13 protein-coding genes are annotated in these 17,847 nt (G+C 66.6%); 5 read left to right on the top strand and 8 right to left on the bottom strand.

Annotated elements, in window-relative coordinates:
• Nucleotides 1–2: 2 nt before the first annotated feature.
• The 3 genes from O7627_RS04275 (at nt 3) to O7627_RS04265 (ending at nt 1,760) form a co-directional block, all read left to right on the top strand.
• Entirely contained in the window at nt 3–1,199 is a 1,197-nt protein-coding gene (locus O7627_RS04275) for an ROK family transcriptional regulator (protein ID WP_278092189.1), read from the top strand.
• Nucleotides 1,200–1,269: 70 nt separating this feature from the next.
• Nucleotides 1,270–1,605, top strand: coding sequence for a hypothetical protein (locus O7627_RS04270; protein ID WP_278092188.1), 336 nt, complete (start codon nt 1,270–1,272; stop codon nt 1,603–1,605).
• A 14-nt stretch (nt 1,606–1,619) separates the two neighbouring features.
• The gene (locus O7627_RS04265; protein WP_278092187.1) at nt 1,620–1,760 is read left to right on the top strand and encodes a hypothetical protein; all 141 of its coding nucleotides are present in this window, start codon (nt 1,620–1,622) and stop codon (nt 1,758–1,760) included.
• A 105-nt stretch (nt 1,761–1,865) separates the two neighbouring features.
• Here the strand turns inward: O7627_RS04265 and O7627_RS04260 are convergent, their stop codons facing one another.
• The 3 genes from O7627_RS04260 to O7627_RS04250 all read right to left on the bottom strand — a co-directional run bounded on the left by O7627_RS04260 (nt 1,866) and on the right by O7627_RS04250 (nt 2,771).
• Entirely contained in the window at nt 1,866–2,216 is a 351-nt protein-coding gene (locus tag O7627_RS04260; RefSeq protein ID WP_278092186.1) for a hypothetical protein, read from the bottom strand.
• Nucleotides 2,217–2,439: 223 nt separating this feature from the next.
• Nucleotides 2,440–2,637 (bottom strand): hypothetical protein, encoded by a 198-nt coding sequence (locus O7627_RS04255; protein ID WP_278092185.1) that lies wholly within the window; start codon nt 2,635–2,637, stop codon nt 2,440–2,442.
• Complete coding sequence (locus O7627_RS04250; protein WP_278092184.1) at nt 2,634–2,771, bottom strand: hypothetical protein; 138 nt, start codon at nt 2,769–2,771, stop codon at nt 2,634–2,636. Before O7627_RS04250 ends, O7627_RS04255 begins: the two co-directional genes overlap by 4 nt.
• Before the next feature lie 357 nt (nt 2,772–3,128).
• Between O7627_RS04250 and O7627_RS04245 the strand changes: the two genes are divergently transcribed.
• Together O7627_RS04245 and O7627_RS04240 are read left to right on the top strand one after the other, a co-directional pair.
• On the top strand, nt 3,129–4,016 hold the full coding sequence (locus O7627_RS04245; protein WP_278092183.1) for a helix-turn-helix transcriptional regulator: 888 nt from the start codon (nt 3,129–3,131) through the stop codon (nt 4,014–4,016).
• Nucleotides 4,013–4,216: a DUF397 domain-containing protein gene (locus tag O7627_RS04240; RefSeq protein WP_278092182.1), complete on the top strand. Its 204-nt coding sequence runs from the start codon at nt 4,013–4,015 to the stop codon at nt 4,214–4,216. The genes O7627_RS04245 and O7627_RS04240 overlap by 4 nt, the downstream gene beginning before the upstream one ends.
• Nucleotides 4,217–4,814: 598 nt before the next feature.
• Here the strand turns inward: O7627_RS04240 and O7627_RS04235 are convergent.
• The 5 genes from O7627_RS04235 to O7627_RS04215 form a co-directional block, all read right to left on the bottom strand.
• Entirely contained in the window at nt 4,815–5,264 is a 450-nt protein-coding gene (locus O7627_RS04235) for a barstar family protein (protein ID WP_278098151.1), read from the bottom strand.
• Nucleotides 5,265–5,612: 348 nt separating this feature from the next.
• Entirely contained in the window at nt 5,613–7,433 is a 1,821-nt protein-coding gene (locus O7627_RS04230) for a polymorphic toxin-type HINT domain-containing protein (protein WP_278092181.1), read from the bottom strand.
• A gap of 35 nt (nt 7,434–7,468) precedes the next feature.
• Nucleotides 7,469–12,460: a hypothetical protein gene (locus O7627_RS04225; RefSeq protein WP_278092180.1), complete on the bottom strand. Its 4,992-nt coding sequence runs from the start codon at nt 12,458–12,460 to the stop codon at nt 7,469–7,471.
• Nucleotides 12,461–12,546: 86 nt separating this feature from the next.
• Complete coding sequence (locus O7627_RS04220; RefSeq protein ID WP_278092179.1) at nt 12,547–16,134, bottom strand: LamG domain-containing protein; 3,588 nt, start codon at nt 16,132–16,134, stop codon at nt 12,547–12,549.
• Nucleotides 16,135–16,833: 699 nt separating this feature from the next.
• Nucleotides 16,834–17,688 (bottom strand): helix-turn-helix transcriptional regulator, encoded by an 855-nt coding sequence (locus O7627_RS04215; RefSeq protein ID WP_278092178.1) that lies wholly within the window; start codon nt 17,686–17,688, stop codon nt 16,834–16,836.
• Between the last annotated feature and the right edge of the window lie 159 nt (nt 17,689–17,847).

The following is a 17,847-nucleotide window of genomic DNA, read 5'->3' as shown; positions in this document are numbered from 1 at the left end:
CGATGCGCGCGGGGCCGAGTCAGGAGGAGATTCGTCGGCAGAACCTGGGCGCGCTGCTGCGGTACGTACACATCCACGGTGCGACCTCCCGCGCCGAGCTGACCAACGAGCTGGGACTCAACCGCAGCACCATCGGGGCGCTCACCGCCGACCTGGCCAACGCCGGCCTGGTCACCGAGCGGACGCCCCGGGAGACCGCCCGCGCCGGCCGGGCCGGACGACCGTCACTTGTCGTCCGGCCCGAGTCGGACCGGGTGTACGCGTACGCGTACAGCATCGAGGTGGACCGGCTGCGGGCCGCGCGGATCGGTCTGGGCGGCGCGGTGCTGGACCGTCGGGAGGCCGCCCGACCACCCGGCCTGCTGCCCGAGGACGCCCTGCCGCTGCTGGCCGCCCTCATGAAGGAGATGCACCACGCGGTGCCGGCCCGATCGGTGTACGTCGGGGCCGGGCTGGCGGTCTGCGGGATGCTGCTCGGCGACGACGGGCCGGTACACGTCCGGCCGGAGACGGGCTGGGTGGACGGCCCGTTGGGCGAGGCGCTGACCGCCGACTTCGGCGCGGACCGGCCGGTCCTGGTCGGCAACGCCGCCGACGTCTGCGCTGTCGCGGAGCACGCCCGGGGTGCGGCGGTCGGCTACGACAACGTCATCTATCTGCACCGGGACGTCGGCGTGGACGCCGGCATCATCGTCGGCGGGCGGCGGCTGTCCGGCCAGGGCGGCTTCGGTGGCGAGGTCGGCCACATGGTGGTCCGCCCCGGCGGGCGGCCGTGCGGCTGCGGGTCGTGCGGCTGCTGGGAGACCGAGATCGGTGAGCAGGCGATGATGGAGGCCGCCGGCCGGGCGGGCGGGCCGTCGGGTCGGGAGGCCGCGTTGGCGCTGGTCGAGGCGGCGGCCCGGGGCGACGCGGGCGCCCAGGCGGCGGTCCGCCAGGTCGGCGACTGGCTCGGCTTCGGGGTGGCGAATCTGGTGAACGTCTTCAACCCGGGTGTGGTCATCTTCGGCGGCACGCTGCGGGACGTTTATCTGGCGGCGGCGGCCCGGGTGCGCAGCCGGCTCAACTCGATGGCGTTGCCGGCCGCGCGGGAGCAGGTGCGGCTGCGTACCCCGGAACTCGGTGACGACGCCGCCCTGCTCGGCGCCGCGGAGCTGGCCTTCGAACACCTCCTCGCCGACCCGTTGGACGCGGGCACCTGAGAGCGGTTGTCTAGCGCCTCGCAGCACGGCCGTGACCGGTAGACTTCCTGACGGAGGGAGGTCGTCGATCATGTCGCGTCACTACGTCACAAACGCACCGGTGCTGGACCGTACGGTGAGCCGGCCGGTGGTCGTCGTGGACGACCTCGCCCGCCTGCACGGGCCTGCCGCTGGCGTGGTCACCCTCCCGATCACCCTTAACTGGACGCCGCGAACCCGCTACGACCTGTCCACCGAGGTCGCCCAAAGGTCCCTCTATCAGGTCGTGCTGCGTGAGGCGCACACCGAGGACGAGATCGAGACCTACTTGAACGCTGACCTGTTGCGACGGCTGTGGAACTCACTCACCCTCCCCCGATCTGTCCGCGACTTCTGGGAAGCCCGGCACTCGATGCTGGCCGCCTGAGCTGCGACCTGCTCGTGTCCTTTACCCCGTTCCAGCATCTCGTCGCCCAGCTCACCCTGGAAGCGATCGCCGATCTCGGGTTCGCACTCGGCGGCGGCCAGGCCCTGCACGCCCACGGATACGGAGACCGCCTCTCCCTCGACCTCGACTTCTAGGTCACAAAGTTCGATCAGGATCTGTTCGATCGCGCCGAGATCGCCACCCTGACAACGCTGCGCGCGCACGGGTACACCGCCCAGGTTGGCCACTCCGACACCTGGCTACGCCAGCTCCTCGTCACCCAACCCGCCACTGCTGAGCAGGTCGTACTTGACCTCGGACAGGACTACCGGCAGAATCCGCCAATCGTCATCACCGGTCTCGGCCCTGTCATCATCGACCTGCCCGACGCCGCCGCCAGCAAGGCTCGAGCCCTCAACGACCGCCGGGCCGCCCGCGACTACCTCGACATCCATGCCCTGCTCAGCCGCGGAATCTGGACTCCTGCCAAACTCTTCACGGCACTGCGCGACAACCTGCGTCCGATCATCACCGCCGCAGAGTTCGCCGCTGACCTCGCCGCCGCAGGCAGCCAGGACCCCGAGGACTACCACGCCTACGGACTCACCCATGACGACATCGCCCGGCTTACCGGTGACTTCGACCGATGGGCAGCCGAACTGCGGGCAGAGGGCATCGACGTCAACACCCCGGCGGGTAGTTCCTGCGCCTACTGTTGGTCAGCAGCCGGAACCCGAAATACCACCGCTGGGCGCATGGCTGCCGCGCTGTGAATCGTGTCCCTTCCAACCAGCGAGCCGCTGAATAATCTGCCCGAGGCGCTGGGCCGCTCACCTATCTGGTTCCGCCCCCCGGCGGGCCGTCGAGTGGTCCGTCCACCACGTCGAGGAGGGCGAGCATCGCCTCTGCGGTCAGGTGGCCCTGCCAGGCCCGCACGCTGAGCTCGTGCATCGCGGCGTAGAAGCGGACCTCCTCGGTGAGTACGGTGAGGGCGTCCGGCTCGTGGTCGGCGGGGTCCTGGTCGGATGTCACTGGTCGCGCCGTTCGATTCGGGGGACGGTCAACTGACCGCAGTACGGGCACCATCGGGACTTCACCTTGAAGCTGAACAGGCCGGCGGCGAAGCCCAGCAGGGCCACTCCGACCAGCGCACCGAGCGCGACCATGTGTCCGCCTCCCCTCGTTGTCCGATGCGTTGTGCGGATCGCTGTGCCGGGCAGGTCGTTGCCGCGACCCGCCCGGCGTCTCAGGACGGCGAGGAGCAGTCGGATCAGGGGTCCGCTGGCTCACTCGCTCAAGATGACTGCCTTGCATTTCCCCGGCCACAGTGGCGGACGCGAGAGTCCTGTTCGGACGGTCGAAACTACTTCTGAGCAGCAGTTAAGCAGTCTGTCGGGCTGCGTACAAGATTTCATTTGTCCGTTTCGGGATCGATGGTTCGGAGTGTGTCAGTCGTTGCGGAGCGTGTTCGGAGGTGCTTTCATTTCGGGTGGCAGCATGTCCTCACCCCGATGGAGTGCGCGATGCCCGACCAGGCAACCGGTTCAACCGTTCCCCGCCGGCAACTCGGCCGGCGCCTGCGAGATCTGCGGGGCCGAGCCCGACTGACCGTCCGCGCGGCGGGCGCCGCGCTGGAGTGGTCCGAGGCCAAGATCTGGCGCATCGAGACCGGCCAGACGTCGATGCGCAGCCTCGACGTCGAGCAGATGTGCCGCATCTACGGCGCACCCACCGACACCACCGCTTCCCTGATGGCGCTGGCCAAGGAGACCAAGGCGCGTGGCTGGTGGCTCAGCTACGCCGACGTCATCAACGAGGGCTTCGACGTCTACATCGGCCTTGAGGAGGCGGCGTCCCGCTTCTACTGGTACGAGTCGGAGCTCGCACCCGGACTCTTCCAGACCGCCGACTACGCCCGCACGATGATCGAGTCTGACAATCCCGGCGTCCCCGACAGCGAGATCGAACGGCGCGTCCAACTCCGCATCGAGCGCCAGTCACTCCTCACCCGGGTAACCGCCGCCCCACAGCTCGACATCGTCCTCAACGAGGCGGTCCTACGCCGTCCAGTCGGCGGGCGCCAGGTGATGGCCGACCAGCTTGACCGGATCGCCGAAGTTGGCGACCTCCCGAACGTCGCCGTACGGGTGATGCCCTTCGCCGCCGGGCTTCACTACGGCGTCATGTCCGGTCCGTTCGTTACGCTGGAATTCCCACTCAACTCCAACAACCAGCCGAGCGAACCCTCCACGGTCTACGTAGACAGCTTCACCGGCGCGCTCTTTCTCGACAAGCCTCACGAGATCGACCTCTACGACAAAGCGTTCAAGGAGATCTGGACCGCCTCCCTCGACGAGGCGGAATCCCAGAAGATGATCACGAAAGCAGCACGGGAGCTGAGGAAATCATGAACCGACACCACCCCCGACCCGCCTGGCGCAAGAGCAGCCGCAGCAACGGCCAGAACAACTGCGTCGAGGTTGCCGCCGTTGACGGCGGAGACCGCCTCGTCCGGGACAGCAAGGACCCAGCCGGCGGGATGATCGCCTTCACTCCGACCCAGTGGGCCGCATTCACGGACGCGGTGAAGAACGGGTCACTCACCGTCTGACCACTCCGGAGGGGCACCCGCCGCGCAGCTCGCTCCCGCCGACGAGTGCCCCTTCGCTGCGACCGCAAATTCTGGAATGCACCCCATGCCCCGCCGACTCAGCTCGCGGCAGATCGCCGACGACATCGCTGCCCGGATTGCCTCCGGTACCGATCGAAAGGTGCGAGCAACCACCAAATCCAATCGGCTACCTGCCGAGAGGAAGGCACTCAGTCAACGATAAGTTCGTCGAGGCGACCAACAGCGGATTGCCCATCTAGGCGATCCGCAAGCGCTTCGACTCGTTCATAAAATGCTCGCGATACAGCAAGAGAATCCTCATAGATCCAGGAACAAAGAGTATCAAATGCTAGCCCAATCTCTCCAACTTGCACCAACTCACGAACGTCGTTCTGAACATCAGTGGACGTCATGGGAGAGTCGTCCAGTAGGACCAAAATGTCCGCTTTTGCCTGACGCGAATTCACTCCATTAGCCAATCGGGAAGCCCGTTATGACACGAATCCGCAGCTGGCTGAAATCTCGCCGAGATTGTAGCGGGCAAATGCTTCGACCGCCCCGGATCCGCCCCTCACGAACCTCCCGAATCGGCAGACCATTAATCGAGAACGAGATCGACTTGGAACTCGCCCATAAGATCAGCAACAGAATTAACGAAGGAAACGCCTAGAATTTGCCGGGAAGTATCGGCACCTCGCCAATTAACCCGTACAAGGCGGCCCCCGCCGTAGTTCGAGGACACACAGTCAGCTAGGGCGTCGAGGTTCGACCCGAAGTATCCACCAGGACCATTAACCGCCTCCCCTAGCTCACAGTAGAAACCCGATACCGTCGCCATCCTCGAACCGTGTATTTCAACCTCTTCTTCATGCCCATATCGGCCCGCTCGACGTCCAGTCGAAAACCAAGAGTTCTGGACTACATGCAGCCAGTCATCATGGCACCCGTTTGGCCACCGGAGCCATTCACCAGCATGGAGGGCAGTGCCGGAAGTCCACCGAGCCCAAACTCTCGCAGCATCAGCGTATTCACAGCGTCCATCGAACACACGAAACGACAGCTTTGAAGCTACACCCTCCTTCGAGTCGTTCTCTAAACTGCCGGACGCGACCCGACCGATGAAATACTCGCCAATCCTTTGGCCGCTGGAGTCTCGGATTTCAAGGACGGCGTTATCAGTTCTGATTTCGCGCGCGTTGATGTCATGCACGTCGAGGAATACAACTTCCGACGAAGGATCCTCCAAGGCCACAAAGAAACCCGATACGCCCCCGGCCGAAACGAGAATATCTCGGGATCCCTCCTCCACCAGCACGTACCGCGGAAAGCTCACATCGTTCTCCCGAACAAAACTATGGTCTTTGGAGGCTCATTGAGACACATCAATTGATTTCGGTTAGTTCCACCCCGAATCAGGAAAGTGAGGCGCACTGAACCGCTGGATCTTCTGATAGTGCGTTGATGTCCAGCCATACACCTTCTCTCCACCAGGAAGTGTTTTTTCAAGAATCCTGTCACTGTCGGGTCGGCCAGGTACACGGTATTCCTTTGCGCCTGCCCACCACGGGTGCTCTCTCCCGCGATAGGTGTCGTGTGATGCGATCCTTCCTGCCTTCACATCATCGTATGCCGAGGCAATTTTGTTGTTCATCCCCCTAGGCAATGGGTCCGACAACTTCCCCTTGGGGCAGTTACTGTTATGAACAAGAACCGGGGTATTGCCCGCTAGCACATAGTACGTGTGGATGTCGGTGACGGTGAGGTTGTACGCGGCGGCGCGTTCGGTGGTATTCCAGTCTATGCCGGCGACGGCAAGGCGGGTGCCGTTAGAGGTGAGGAGATGGTCGCCGGGGGTGAGGTGTTGGGCTTGTTGCCATTGGCGGTCGGTGGCGTTCCAGAAGGGGTGGTCCTCGGTCGTGGTGACCGAGCTGCCGTTGGCTAGGTCGAGGTTGACGAGGTCGTCTTGGTGGACCCAGACGTGGGTGATCTGGCGAGGGCCGCGTTCGCCGGTTTCGGGGTCGGCGGCCAAGACGACATCCCCGACCGCCAACTCACCGATCGGCTTGGTGGACCCGTCAGCCATTAGGACCGGGGTGTCAGCGCTGAAACTACAGGCGCGGCTGAGGCCCGCCAGCCGCCTGGCTCCGGCGGCGTTGCCCACGAGCGGAACCATCGCAGCGGCAGACAGGGCCGCTCCCTCGTAATCCTCGTTGTACAGCGCGATCCCCATACTCATCAGGTCCGCGACCTCGCCCACGCCTGGGACGAAACCCATGAGGGTAAGGAAGGTCTCGATGTCCCCACCGTCGGAGTAGTACCTCTCGTAACAATGCGAATCGCCGCCACAGAGCGCCCAGATGGTCGCATCATCCGGGTGCATGGAGCCGTTGCTGACCTGGTCACGCAGCAATTCGCAGTTGCCAGCCGCGTATGCCTGGCAGGCGTAGGAGTCAGGCGTGAACGTGGCCAGGAAAGCCTTCTTGGCCAGCTCCAACGGGTTGGAGACCTCCCCAGCCGCGATGGCACGATCAGCGGCCGCGATGTTCCGCGCCTTCGGCCAGTAGCTCAACCGCTCGTCACGGATGTCGTAGCCACGGCCCTTCTTCTTCTTACGTGCCGTGTGCTTACCCTCGTTGTCCCCGGTCACCACCAGCCCGGTCGGATCGGAGAACGTGATCGGGTTGTTGTTCGCGTACGCGTACGCATGCCACTGCTGCGGATCGGACAGATCCATGATCGGATCGACGGAGATGAACCGGCCCAACCCGGGGTCGTACTGCCGGGCACCGATGTGGGTCAGACCGGTGGGCTCGATCGCTCCGCCGACGAAACCCTTCGGGGTGGGCCACACCGGCTGGGTACCACGAGGAGAGCCGTACGGGGTCTGCCGGCGCACCGCTACCTGCTGAGTCGACGAGTTCACCGACACCCGCTCGGTGCCCTGATGGTCACCGAAGATCCAACTTACCCCGTAGATGCCAGCCACCCGCGAGGCCACAACCCGACCACCGAAGCTGTAATGACGGGTCGCCGTCAGCGTGGCGTCCGACCCGTGACCGTCGCGCCGCACCTCCATTCCCGGTAGGTAGAGAGTGGCGCCGGTGGCGTCCCGACGAATCAGGCGGTTGCCGTCCACGTCGTAGACGTTCGTGACCGTCTCGCCGCCCTCGATTTCCTCAGCTATCTCAGCCGGTCGACCCTCGATGTCCCAGTCCAAGCCCTGCGTAACACCATCCGCTCCCGGCCGGCTGGTCATGTCCCGGCCGCGTCGTACGCGTAGGACTGAGCCGTCGGCGCCTGGCCAGGGGCAGTCGTGGTTACCGAAGTGACAGCGTGCGGACGGATCGCGTTCTGACCAGATGCGGGAACCTGGTATGTGCGGACCGTGTCACCCGCGGTGCCGTGCGACCGCTCCTCGGTCCGGTTGCCGATCGCGTCGATCGTCCACTCGGTCCAGTACGGAGCCGCCCCGCCAAGGTTGGCCACGCTCGCCGCGGTGCCACAACCGACGCCGACCTTCGGCGTCCATGCCTCCCGCAGCCGGCGCAGCGCGTCGTACTCGAAGCACTGCCGATCGACCTCCCCAACCTGCGGCTCGTCAAAGATCGACTCGATGTTGCCGGCCGCGTCGTAGGTATACCTCGTGTCAGCAACGGTGCTGTCGATGACCTCCGACTTGATTTGCTGGCGAGCCACCCGGCGGGTGTCTCGCTCGTAGGAGAGGATCTCCTCGGTGTAGGTGCCTGCGCTTCGTTTGCGCGTGGTGATGGACGGCTCGCCGTACGCCGTGTACGTCTGGCCTGCTACATAGGTGTCCCCGAGGTCCGCGCTGGTTTTCAGGGTGGCGGGAAGGCCGGTCGTCGAGTTGTACGTGGTGGTGACCGCCTCGTTGGCGAGTCCGCCGACGGGCGGATACTGCACTTTCGTAACTGAACCGTCGTAGTCGGAGTAGCCGTAGATCATTTTCCATGTTCCGGCGAACCCGGGCTCCGAACTCGGGATGACGAAGTTCATCGACGTGGGCTGGTAGCGCTGATTGAAGCCGCCCAACTGCCACTTGTATTGCTCGCCATCCTCGTAGCGAATCGTCTCGGTTAGATGGCCACGGATCGGCACCATGCCGTAGTTCCGGTCGTACTTCCATTCGGCAAGGCGGTTCTCCGGAGCCACGCTCCCCGCATAACGTCCGATCTTGCGGCCGAGCTGGTCGTAGGTATTGACCAGGGTCTCGCCAAGCGCGTTCGTGGTGCTGACCAACTCGTTATGGCTGTTGTATGTCATGGAGGTGACGCCGCTGTCCGGGTCCTTGGACCCGACCTGGCGGCCCCGTACGTCGTACTGGTAGGTCCATTCGTTGCCGGCAGGGTCAGTCACTCGGACGAGTTTGTCGCGGTGGTCGTAGGCATATTGGGTGGTCTGATAGGCGCCGTCCACACCCGATTGGGTGGTGTGCTGCCGGACCTGAACGGCCCGGCCTTGCACGTCGGTGATGGTGGTCGTCGGCACGCCACCGCTCGGCGGAGTGACCGAGACGGTGTCCCCCGCATAACGGGTGGTCGTTCGCCACTTCTCCACCACGCTTTCGACGTCGTTCCCGGAGAGGAAGATCTGGGCGGTGGGCCGGGACGCCCGGTCGTACACCGTCCGGCCCACCGCCGGCACCGACCACTCCGGCTCCCACCAGAGGGTGCCCGACGGATCGCCCGGTTCGGCGTGAGCGCCATAGCTGGTGACCGCCCGCCCCAACGGGTCGTACTTGGTGTCGGTGACCACCCGGCCGCCACCGACGGCCGCCGCCTGGGTCTGCCGGGACCGCAGGAAGCCATCGACGATCTCGTACCCGGAACGGTATGCGCCGCCGGCGTGCAGGGCCTCGGTGTGGATGTAGGGGTAGGCGTTGCGGTCGGCGGCGTAGTGGTAGTTGAACCGGGCCGACGGGTTGTTGCCGTGACTCGCTCGGCTCCAGCCGACCTCCCAGACCCGGCTCGTCCGGCCGAGCGCGTCATAGGTCGCCTCGTTGATCCTGCCGTTCGGGTCGGTCTGCTTTACCGGATTCCCCCAGTACGGCGAAATGTCGGTGGTGGTGATCCAGCCGTACGGGTCCGTCAGCCGTCGCACCTGCCGGGTGACCGGACCGCCGTTCTCCGGCGTGTAGGTGATGGTGGTGACGTTCCCCTTGATATCGGTCTCGCTGGTCGTCCGTCCGAACCTGTCGATCGTCGAGGCGCTGGCCACCTGCCAGATGGTGCCGCCGCTCGGGGTCCAATCCGCGAGCTGCTCGACCCGAGTGATGCCGCCGACGGTCGGCGCGGTGTCCGGGCTGGTGGCGCCGTCGTAGGTGTTGCGAACGTCCCCGAGCACGTGCGCGGGAGCGGTCGGCGCGGTACCGCAGGGCAGCGCCACGGACGTGGTCCGCTTGAGCAGCCCGGTGAGATTCTTGTCGAGGTTCCGGTTGTACGTGAAGGTGGTGCACTTCTCATCTCCGGTGACAGCAATGTCGCCGTCGTCCAAGGTCTGGGTCACCGACGCGTAGGTGTCGTCGAAGGTCGTGGTGGTGCGGGTGGTCCGCCAGCCGGCCGTGCCGTCCACGCCGAGCGCGGTGGAGTCGTAGACCACCCGCGTCCCGGTATGCCGGGCGTGGACCTGGTCGTCGTTGATGGTCCGGCTGGCGGTCGGGGGCGACTGCCACGGCACGTTGACCTTGCGGCTGACCGGCCGGTTGGTGGTGCCGTTGTAGACCACCTCCTCCCGGACCATCCCGGCGAACGTGTCCTCGTCGTACACGGCCTCCGTCCCGACCGAGGCCGCAACGGTGACGGTCCTGGTCCCGCCGGACGGGGCGGCCCGGTCGCCGTGCATGCCGCGCAAGTACGTGGTCCTGGTGAGAGTCTGCTCCGCGGACGACTCGCCGACCCGCTGCTCGACCGTCGCGTACCCCCGGAACTGGTTCCAGGTCTTGCGTTTCGGCCGGATCAGGCCGTCGTCGTCGGCGTAGTGCCAGGCCGGGTTGCCGATGTAGTCGTAGTGGGTGTTGACCGTTGGTGACTGATGTCCGCCGGGCACCTGCACGTCAGTCTGGGAGACCTGATCGACGACGTACTTGTGCCAGTACTCGGTGATGTCGGGGCCATCGGGGTTGGCCGGATTCGGGCCGATCACCGGATAGCAGAGCCGGGTGTTGGTGTGCGGGGCCGAGGGCAGGCTGGAACTTGTGCAGTCCGGCAGGCTGTAGGTCACCTGAATGCGCGCACCGGTCTCCAGGTGGACGTTGCCCATCCGCTGCCAGTTGTTGCTGGTGTTGGTCCGGGTCAGTACCCGGTTGGGGAGAGAGACCGGTTCGAAGGTGACCGGCGGTAGCGTAATCGGGGCCGTCTCGCCTGCAGGTGCGCCGGCCGGGGCGATGCCGACCTCGCCCGTGTTCTGGATCGACTTCAGCCACAGTCCTCGATAGGTGCTGCCATCTCCCCCCGATGGGAAGGAATGTTCGAGTTTCCAGGAGTCGACCTGTTGCCAGCCAGGGGTCGCCTTCGCGGTGTCCCAGACCCTGGTAGTGACCTTGGTGAGGCGCTTGGTGGACCAGAAGGTGGGGGCGTGTTTCTGCTGGCAGCTTGTCGACCCGTCGGCGCACTCCTGGTCCCAGGGCACGTCCGGCCAGTACTCGGCGGTCTTGCTACCGCAGTCTTCGCGGCACCGGTCACCGGTGTCGAAGAGGATCTGGCCGGTCGGGTGGATGGACCGGTCAGTGGCGCCCCGGTCCCAGGTGCCGTAGTCGATCAGGCGCAGGGTGCCGCCCCGCACATAGCGCTTCACCTTGCTCGACGTGACCTCGGCGGCGTAGTTGTTGAACTCCCGGTTGTACCAGTACGACATGCTGTTGCCGCGCGCGTCGATGACGTAGTCGAGGTTCCACCGCCAGGCCTGGTTGCAGGCTGAGGTGGTGAAGGTGCTCTTGTTGCACGGTTCGTTGTTGTGGTTGCCGTACACCGGGACGGTCCAGGTCGAGTCGGTGGTGCCGGTGTGCCCCTCCGGTCGGTTGACCCCGAAGTAGTACCGGGTGCCGTCGGTGGTGGTGATCCGCCAGTACTCGCCGTCGTCGTCACCGTTGTCCGCGCCGGTGAGCCGGTCAATCTTCGATCCGTCGTCGTTGCGTTGCCGCCAGACGCTTCCGGCCTTCCAGACCAGATCGGAGCCGCCGCCGTTGAAGCTGGCAACAGCGTTGTTCGACCGCCAGCAGAGGTCACCAGTCTTCTCGGAGTTGTTCGCCGAGCCCTCCATGTCCTCGGAGCAGGGCACGTAGCGACGTTCGATGTAGCCCGGGGAGTACTCGAAGCCCTCGCCGATCCACGAGGGCTGGTTGTTCGTGACTTCGGACCGTCCGTCAACGCTAGCCGAGGAGTAGGCCAAGGCGATGTCCGGCTTCGGCCCGCCCGTGCCCGGCGGCACCCGCAGCGGGTACGACCAGGTGAAACCGCCGGTGGATCCGCCAACGCTCCAGGTGGACGACGGAAGCATCGAGGTGGCACCGAAGTCACCGGATGGCCCCGAGGACCCGGCGGCCAAGGCGACGAGGTGACCGGTCGAGGCGCTGGCCTCGCCGGCGAACGGTCCGGCGTTGCGCGTCGCGCCAGTAGCCACGGACGTCTCGGCGCTCACCGTCAGGGTTGCGGTGTCGTTGTGGCCGGGCAGCGGCGTTGCCCCGCACCCCTCCTGGTCCGGGCTGGTCAGCGCACAGGGCGGCACCTGCCACAACTGCAGCCGGGATGACCAGTCTCCGCCGTAAGCCCACCGGAAGTCGCCATAGTTGACCGAGAGCCGGACCCGGCCGCCCGGGTTGCCGGCGGAAGCAGTCAGTTTGAGCAGGACTCCGTCTCGCCACTGGGCCGGCACCGCCTGTCGGTCGAGCACCTGAACGGTTAGTTCCGAGCCCCCGGGTACGGCGGCGGCGGTCTCCGTCGGACCTCGGTTGGCGGACTCGGTGACGGCGGCCACCGACACCGGGAGGCCCTTTGCCTGGACAATGCCTTGTCCCGTCTCCGATGTCGGCACAACCACCCGGGCGGTGCCGGCCTCCGGCCACACCACATCCGGCAGATCCACGTCAGGCGGGGCCGCCTGCTTCCGAGGCGGCGCCTTGGCCACCTCCCCGCCATGTGAGTCGAACTCCTCGGCTGGGGCGCCGCGCTGTTCCGGCTTGGCCGGCTGCGCGGCAGCGGGCGGTACCGCCAGCATGCCGGACAGCACCATGACCATGGTTAGCCCAGCGGCCAATCCTCGACGAGATCGCTTGCTCACAGGTCGCCTCCCGGCTCAAGGGTTCGAGGATCGACGGGTCAGTCGAGTGCGGCGGATTCTTCGGCGAAGAGGAGCTTGACCGCCGCGTCGGTCATCGCTCCCTGGTAGGTGGCGAGGTCGTCGATCTCGCCGGGCCACAGGTCGGCCCAGGAGCCGGTCCCACCGGCCGGGGTGAACCAGCCCGCGCCCACGGTCATCGGACCGGTGGCGGCGATCGCCTGGGAGACGGGCTGAGCTTCCGCGAGGCTGCCGTTGACGTAGAGCCGGATCTGGCGGGCGCCGGCGTCGTAGACGCCTACCAGGTGGGTCCAGGTGCTCATGTCGTCGGTGTCCAGCGCCTTGGTTCGCTGCGCCGCGGTGACTCCCGCGCCGTCCTGGTCAGCCTGGTAGACGGTGAATCCCCAACTGTGCTGGAGATTCCCGTTGATGTTGAGCAACCGGGCTGAGAGGTAGAAGGCCGAGACCTGGCCTGCGCGCTGGGCGACGGCGGTGGCGGTGTGCATCACCAGGTCGGTGGGGCGGACCCAGACCGAGACCGTGAAGGACTGGTCGGTTCGCAAGACCGGCGCGTTCTGCCAGGTTGGCGGTCCCGAGAGCGCGGTGTTTCGCTGACTGCGGCCGTACTCGGTGGTCGTGGTGCCGTAGTGCGGATCGAACGGGTCATCGATCCAGTGGCTGCGGTCAAACGCCAAGGCCACACCTCGGCGCCCTTCGCCGGCACCAGTACCGGTCGTCACCGCGAGCCGTCGACGCCATGGCGACGCGTCCTCCGCCTCACAGGTGGACGGGATCCCTTCCTCGTAGCAGGGAAACGCGTCGTTGAACGCCCACCGGCCGACTTCGATCGGAGTGACGACGCCCGGTTCGTCGAAGCCGCCAGAGTCATCCTGTTCCTCTGCGGTCAACCCCGTGAAGTCATGGCCTACCAGGACTCGGTCGAAGACCTGTACGTCGGCGATCTGGCCGCCGAACTGGCCGCCGGATCCGCCAGCCCACCGATCCCGGCCGACGGTCAACGGACCGGTCGCCTGCCAGCCCGCGCCGTAGCGGCTCCGCCAGTCGGCCGACGCCGTCGTCTCGGCCACAACCGCGCCATCAACGAACAGCAGCGCCTTCCGCTCGGTCGCGTTCCAACTCCCGGCGACCCGCGTCCACTGCCCGGCCATCGGCGCCGTTGGGGCCGTAGCGTTGACGAAGGTCACCGCCGGCCCGTCCACGTCAGCGACCCGGAACCGCCAGCGGTTGGCCTCGCACGAGTAGCTCAGGAAGAAGGCGCTGTTCTGCCCGCCGTCCACCGAAACGGCGGTCTGGTTGCCCGCGCAACTCGTCGAGTCGAGCCGCACCAGGGCGGACACGGAATAGTTCGACCTAGTGTCGATGATGGGACCGGGGGCGGTGTATGCCATCGCGCTGGTCCCGAAGTCGGCCGTGCTCGCTCCGATGAATCGGGCCTCCGCCTCCCAGGCCGGACTGGCACTGGTCAACGGTGTATTTCCGGCCAGTTCCGGACGCTGGTCGGCCAACGCCGCGGAGACGTTGCGGCCCGGCCAGGTCTCCAAACCCCAGTGCGCGACCGCCGGGCTGGGCCGGGCGACGGTGAACTGCAACGATCCGTAGCCCCGGTTCCCGGTGCTGTCGGCGGCCGAGACGTGCAGGATGTTCACCCCGTAATTCGGCGCGGTGAGGGTGACGGTCGCGGTCCGAGGACCGGTGCCGGTGGCCGCCACCTCCGTCGTCCCCGGGTCGGTCCAGCCGTACCGGAAACTGGTCACGCTGGTGTCCGGGGACACGATCCGGAAGGTGCCCGGCTTCCCGGGCCCCGCCGGTGCGGATTCGATCACGACCGACACCGGCGGTCCCTCCGTGTCGACAGTGAACTCGCACCAGGCCGACCAGAGGCTGTCCAGGTTGTAGGGCTCTGGATCCTTCGAGCGGGTCCGGAAGGCGTACGACTTGCCGTTGACCAGGCCGCTCAGGGCTGCGCTCGTGCCTCGGCTGTTGGCGGCGATCGAGACGGTCGGCGGCGCCGGCTTGCGGGGAGTCGAGTCGTTGTAGGTGCCGGACGGCGGGATCTCCAGCCACTCGAACGAGGCCCGCAGCGCCTGGGTGGTATCCGCGTCGGAGTAGTGCGCCGACAGGGTAGGCGTCGTCGTACCGATCATCGCCCGGCCCGACGTCGGACAGGCCACCCCGGAGACCTGCTGGGAGCTGGGCTTGCCCGGGTACGAGCTGTAGTCGACAACCAGCTTCGCGTCGGCCGGGAAGAACTTCTTCCACCGTTCGACCTCGGACTCGTAGTCGCCGTCCGCATTGCAGGCACAGAAGCCGACGGTGACCGAACCCGCCTTGTTGTCGGCGGCCCGCTGCATGAGTTCGGATACGGCGTCGTTGATGAAGTTCACCGTCATGTCCGGCTGGATGGTGCCGCATCCACCTGCCTCGTTGGCGTGCGAGGCCGCCGCCGCGATCCACGAGTTGTGGGCGATCGCCCATTTGTTGCGTGGGGTCTTGGCGATCCCCTTGGTGTGGTATAGGTGCGTCCAGGTGTCGCCGCAGGATGAGGAGTGGTCGAGTTTCATCTGCACGTACGCCGAGCGGATGTGCTTGCTCGCCAGACTGGCGGTGGCGAACTCGAAGTAGGACCGGTAGCGCACCCCGTCTTCGGGGTTGCTGCCGACCCGGGCCACCGAGGTGTCGGTGTTGTTCGAGTTGTTGCTCGTCGCGTACGCCCAGCGGCGGCGTCCGGTGTCCCAGGCCGGGTCGATGTAGAGCGGATAGACCGCGGTATCGGAGTCCAACAGCTCCGGATCGGGTCGCAGCAGCAGCCGTCCATCGGCGTCCACATCGGTGTCGACGGGCGCGATCGTCGCGGCGTCGCCCGGCCCGACCGGCGAGGAGTCAGAGGAGGTGCTGATCCTGCCCGCGTCGCCAGGAGCAGCCGGCGCTCCGGCCGTCGACGGAGTGGAATCCCACATGGCCGGCTCCGGAGCCGCCGCCAGCAGCTCACCGGTTGGGCTCATCGCACGCAGTCCGCCGTCGGGGAGCCGCCGCATCTGCGCCCCGCCGACCTGCAAGGCCAGCTGGCGGACCCTGGGATCGGCGGCGGCCTCGGGGGTGTTCAGGACCAGCACATGGGTGAACCCAGTGGGGGTGGCCCGTAGCACCAGGTCGACACCGTCCAGCACGTTGAGGTACCGCGCGGAGTCGTCCGACACGGTGGGCGGTGTCAACGCCGACGGCCAGGTGAGGGTGAACGTGCCGCCGGGCCTGGTGAGGGTAGCCATCGGGCCGGTCCCGCCGCCGGAGAACCGAACGTCGGCCGTGGACGCGGTCGGCCGCCATCCGCCGGCGCCATCGGGCACCAGGTCGAGGTTGATGTCGGCCCACGAGCCGTCAGTCCGCTTGGTGCGCTGCGGCACCACTGCCGACTCCAGCTGGAACCCGCCGTCCGGCAACGCGAACACCTGGCTCAGCTCGGTGCGCGCCGGTGCGACCTCGACCCGCTCGTTGCTTTGCGCGGCGGCCCGGGAGGCAGCGGCCGCCGCCGTCTCGGCCGGCAGACGCGCCGGTTCGGCGGCCAGCGCCGCCGGGGTCTCCACAGGTACCGCGAGCAGTCCCCCGACCATCGCCGCAGCGAGCCCGGACCTTAACGAGAATCGGCGCTCTACACGTCGCCGCTGGGTGGGAAGGAGCATCGTCGGACATCGCTGTCGACCATCAAACCCCCGCCCACGGACAGCTATGACCCGGTCACGCTAGCGATCATGTGAGACGTTCGTCAATACCCGAGCGGAATTCGCAGAATCTCGTTAACCCTTGCTCCATAAGGGGTTCAGGTGGTACGAGTGGACGATCAGTCGCCGCGCCAGGAGCGCCACAGGGACGCGTACGAGCCGCCCGCGGCGACCAGTTCGGTGTGGGAGCCCAGTGGGCTTGACCCGGTTTCACGGACAGGGTCAGTAAGTTGATCTCACGCTACCCTGCTGACGGGCCTGCTGGGATAGGCGGCTGCTTCGTACTCGGCCGGGCTCAGGTAGTTCTAGGGTGAAGTGGCGGCGGCGGGTGTTGTACCAGCCCTCGATCCAGTCGAAGATTGTCTGGCAGCAATACATTGTCGGTGCGGACACGCTTCCTCGACGGATCCTTCTCGCCGGCATGGAACTATGAGTTCCAGGTCAGCGCGGGACCCGGCGCGGCTCCCAGCAACAATTCGTAGTAGCAACCCGAAGGGCGGCGGGCCGCAGGGTTCGGCAAGGTAGTGATGTAGTGCAGGGCTTCGATGGCCCAGTGCCCGCGTAGAGCGCGGCGTTGGCACAATATCCCATTCAAATGGGTTGCATCTCCACCTGGTCGGAGCGCAAGGCGGCGAGCAGCGGTAGGGCGCGTGCCGTCCGCGAGTGCGCCTCGACGGTGTAGATGACGAGGTGCTGGCCGGCCTCCTGCGGGGCGACGACCAGCTCGACGTCGAAATCCAAGTTGCCGGCGACCGGGTGCCGGATGCGTCGGTAACCCGAGGAGTACTCGCCGACCCGGTGCTCGTCCCACCAACGCTCGACGTCCGGGTCGGCCCGGCGCAGCTCGTCGATGTCGCGCTTCAGTCGGCGGTCTTGCGGATGGCGGGCGGCCTCACGCCGCAGCCCTGCGACGGCGGCCCTGGCGCAGCCTTCCCAGTCGTCGATCCGCGCCCGAGCCTCCGGGTGGAGGAAAAGGAAGTGCGCCCACGACGTGCCCGGGTCCATGCTGTGCCCGTACACGGCGCTGAACAGCGCGTTGCGGGCCAGCACGATCCCGCGCCGGCCGATGAGCACGGCCGGGACATGATCGAGCGTGCTGAGCACCCGCAGCATCCCCGGATCCGGCCGCTGGGTGCGGTCGACAGGCACCCGGCTGCGGGGCGAGCGGGGCGTGGCAAGGTCGTACAAATGGCCGCGCTCCACGTCACTGAGACGCAGAGCCCGGGCCAACGCGTCGAGTACCTCGCGAGAGATGTTCGCCTGGCGCCCCTGCTCAAGGCGGCTGTAGTAGTCGGCGCTGATCCCAGCGAGCAGAGCCAGCTCCTCGCGGCGCAGTCCCGGTACCCGGCGTTCGCCCGGCAGCGGCGCGATGCCGGCCTGCCGTGGCGTAAGCCGGTCACGCCGGGAGCGAAGGAACGCAGCAAGCTGAGACCGATCACTGACCACAACGCGACTGTACGCGAGGATCATCCAGTTTGGATCGTTCCGTCGTACCCAGGCAGTGCCACCTGGTACGGCAGCCGCCACTCGTGATCATGGTTAAGTCTCGAGGTGAAGATGGCGCCCTGGTACCAGCTCCAAACTGGCCCCAGGGCCATCTCGTGA

Source organism: Solwaraspora sp. WMMD1047, assembly GCF_029626155.1.
Classification (GTDB): domain Bacteria; phylum Actinomycetota; class Actinomycetes; order Mycobacteriales; family Micromonosporaceae; genus WMMD1047.
This window is presented reverse-complemented; position numbering and strand designations above follow the sequence as displayed.

Bases quoted from the DNA above. Each gene is read 5' to 3' on its own strand.
- O7627_RS04240 (WP_278092182.1), top strand. From the start codon at position 4,013: ATGAACCGACACCACCCCCGACCCGCCTGGCGCAAGAGCAGCCGCAGC.
- O7627_RS04270 (WP_278092188.1), top strand. From the start codon at position 1,270: ATGTCGCGTCACTACGTCACAAACGCACCGGTGCTGGACCGTACGGTG.
- O7627_RS04250 (WP_278092184.1), bottom strand. From the start codon at position 2,771: ATGGTCGCGCTCGGTGCGCTGGTCGGAGTGGCCCTGCTGGGCTTCGCC.
- O7627_RS04245 (WP_278092183.1), top strand. From the start codon at position 3,129: ATGCCCGACCAGGCAACCGGTTCAACCGTTCCCCGCCGGCAACTCGGC.
- O7627_RS04275 (WP_278092189.1), top strand. From the start codon at position 3: ATGCGCGCGGGGCCGAGTCAGGAGGAGATTCGTCGGCAGAACCTGGGC.
- O7627_RS04260 (WP_278092186.1), bottom strand. From the start codon at position 2,216: ATGGGTGAGTCCGTAGGCGTGGTAGTCCTCGGGGTCCTGGCTGCCTGC.
- O7627_RS04220 (WP_278092179.1), bottom strand. From the start codon at position 16,134: ATGGTCGGGGGACTGCTCGCGGTACCTGTGGAGACCCCGGCGGCGCTG.
- O7627_RS04225 (WP_278092180.1), bottom strand. From the start codon at position 12,460: ATGGTGCTGTCCGGCATGCTGGCGGTACCGCCCGCTGCCGCGCAGCCG.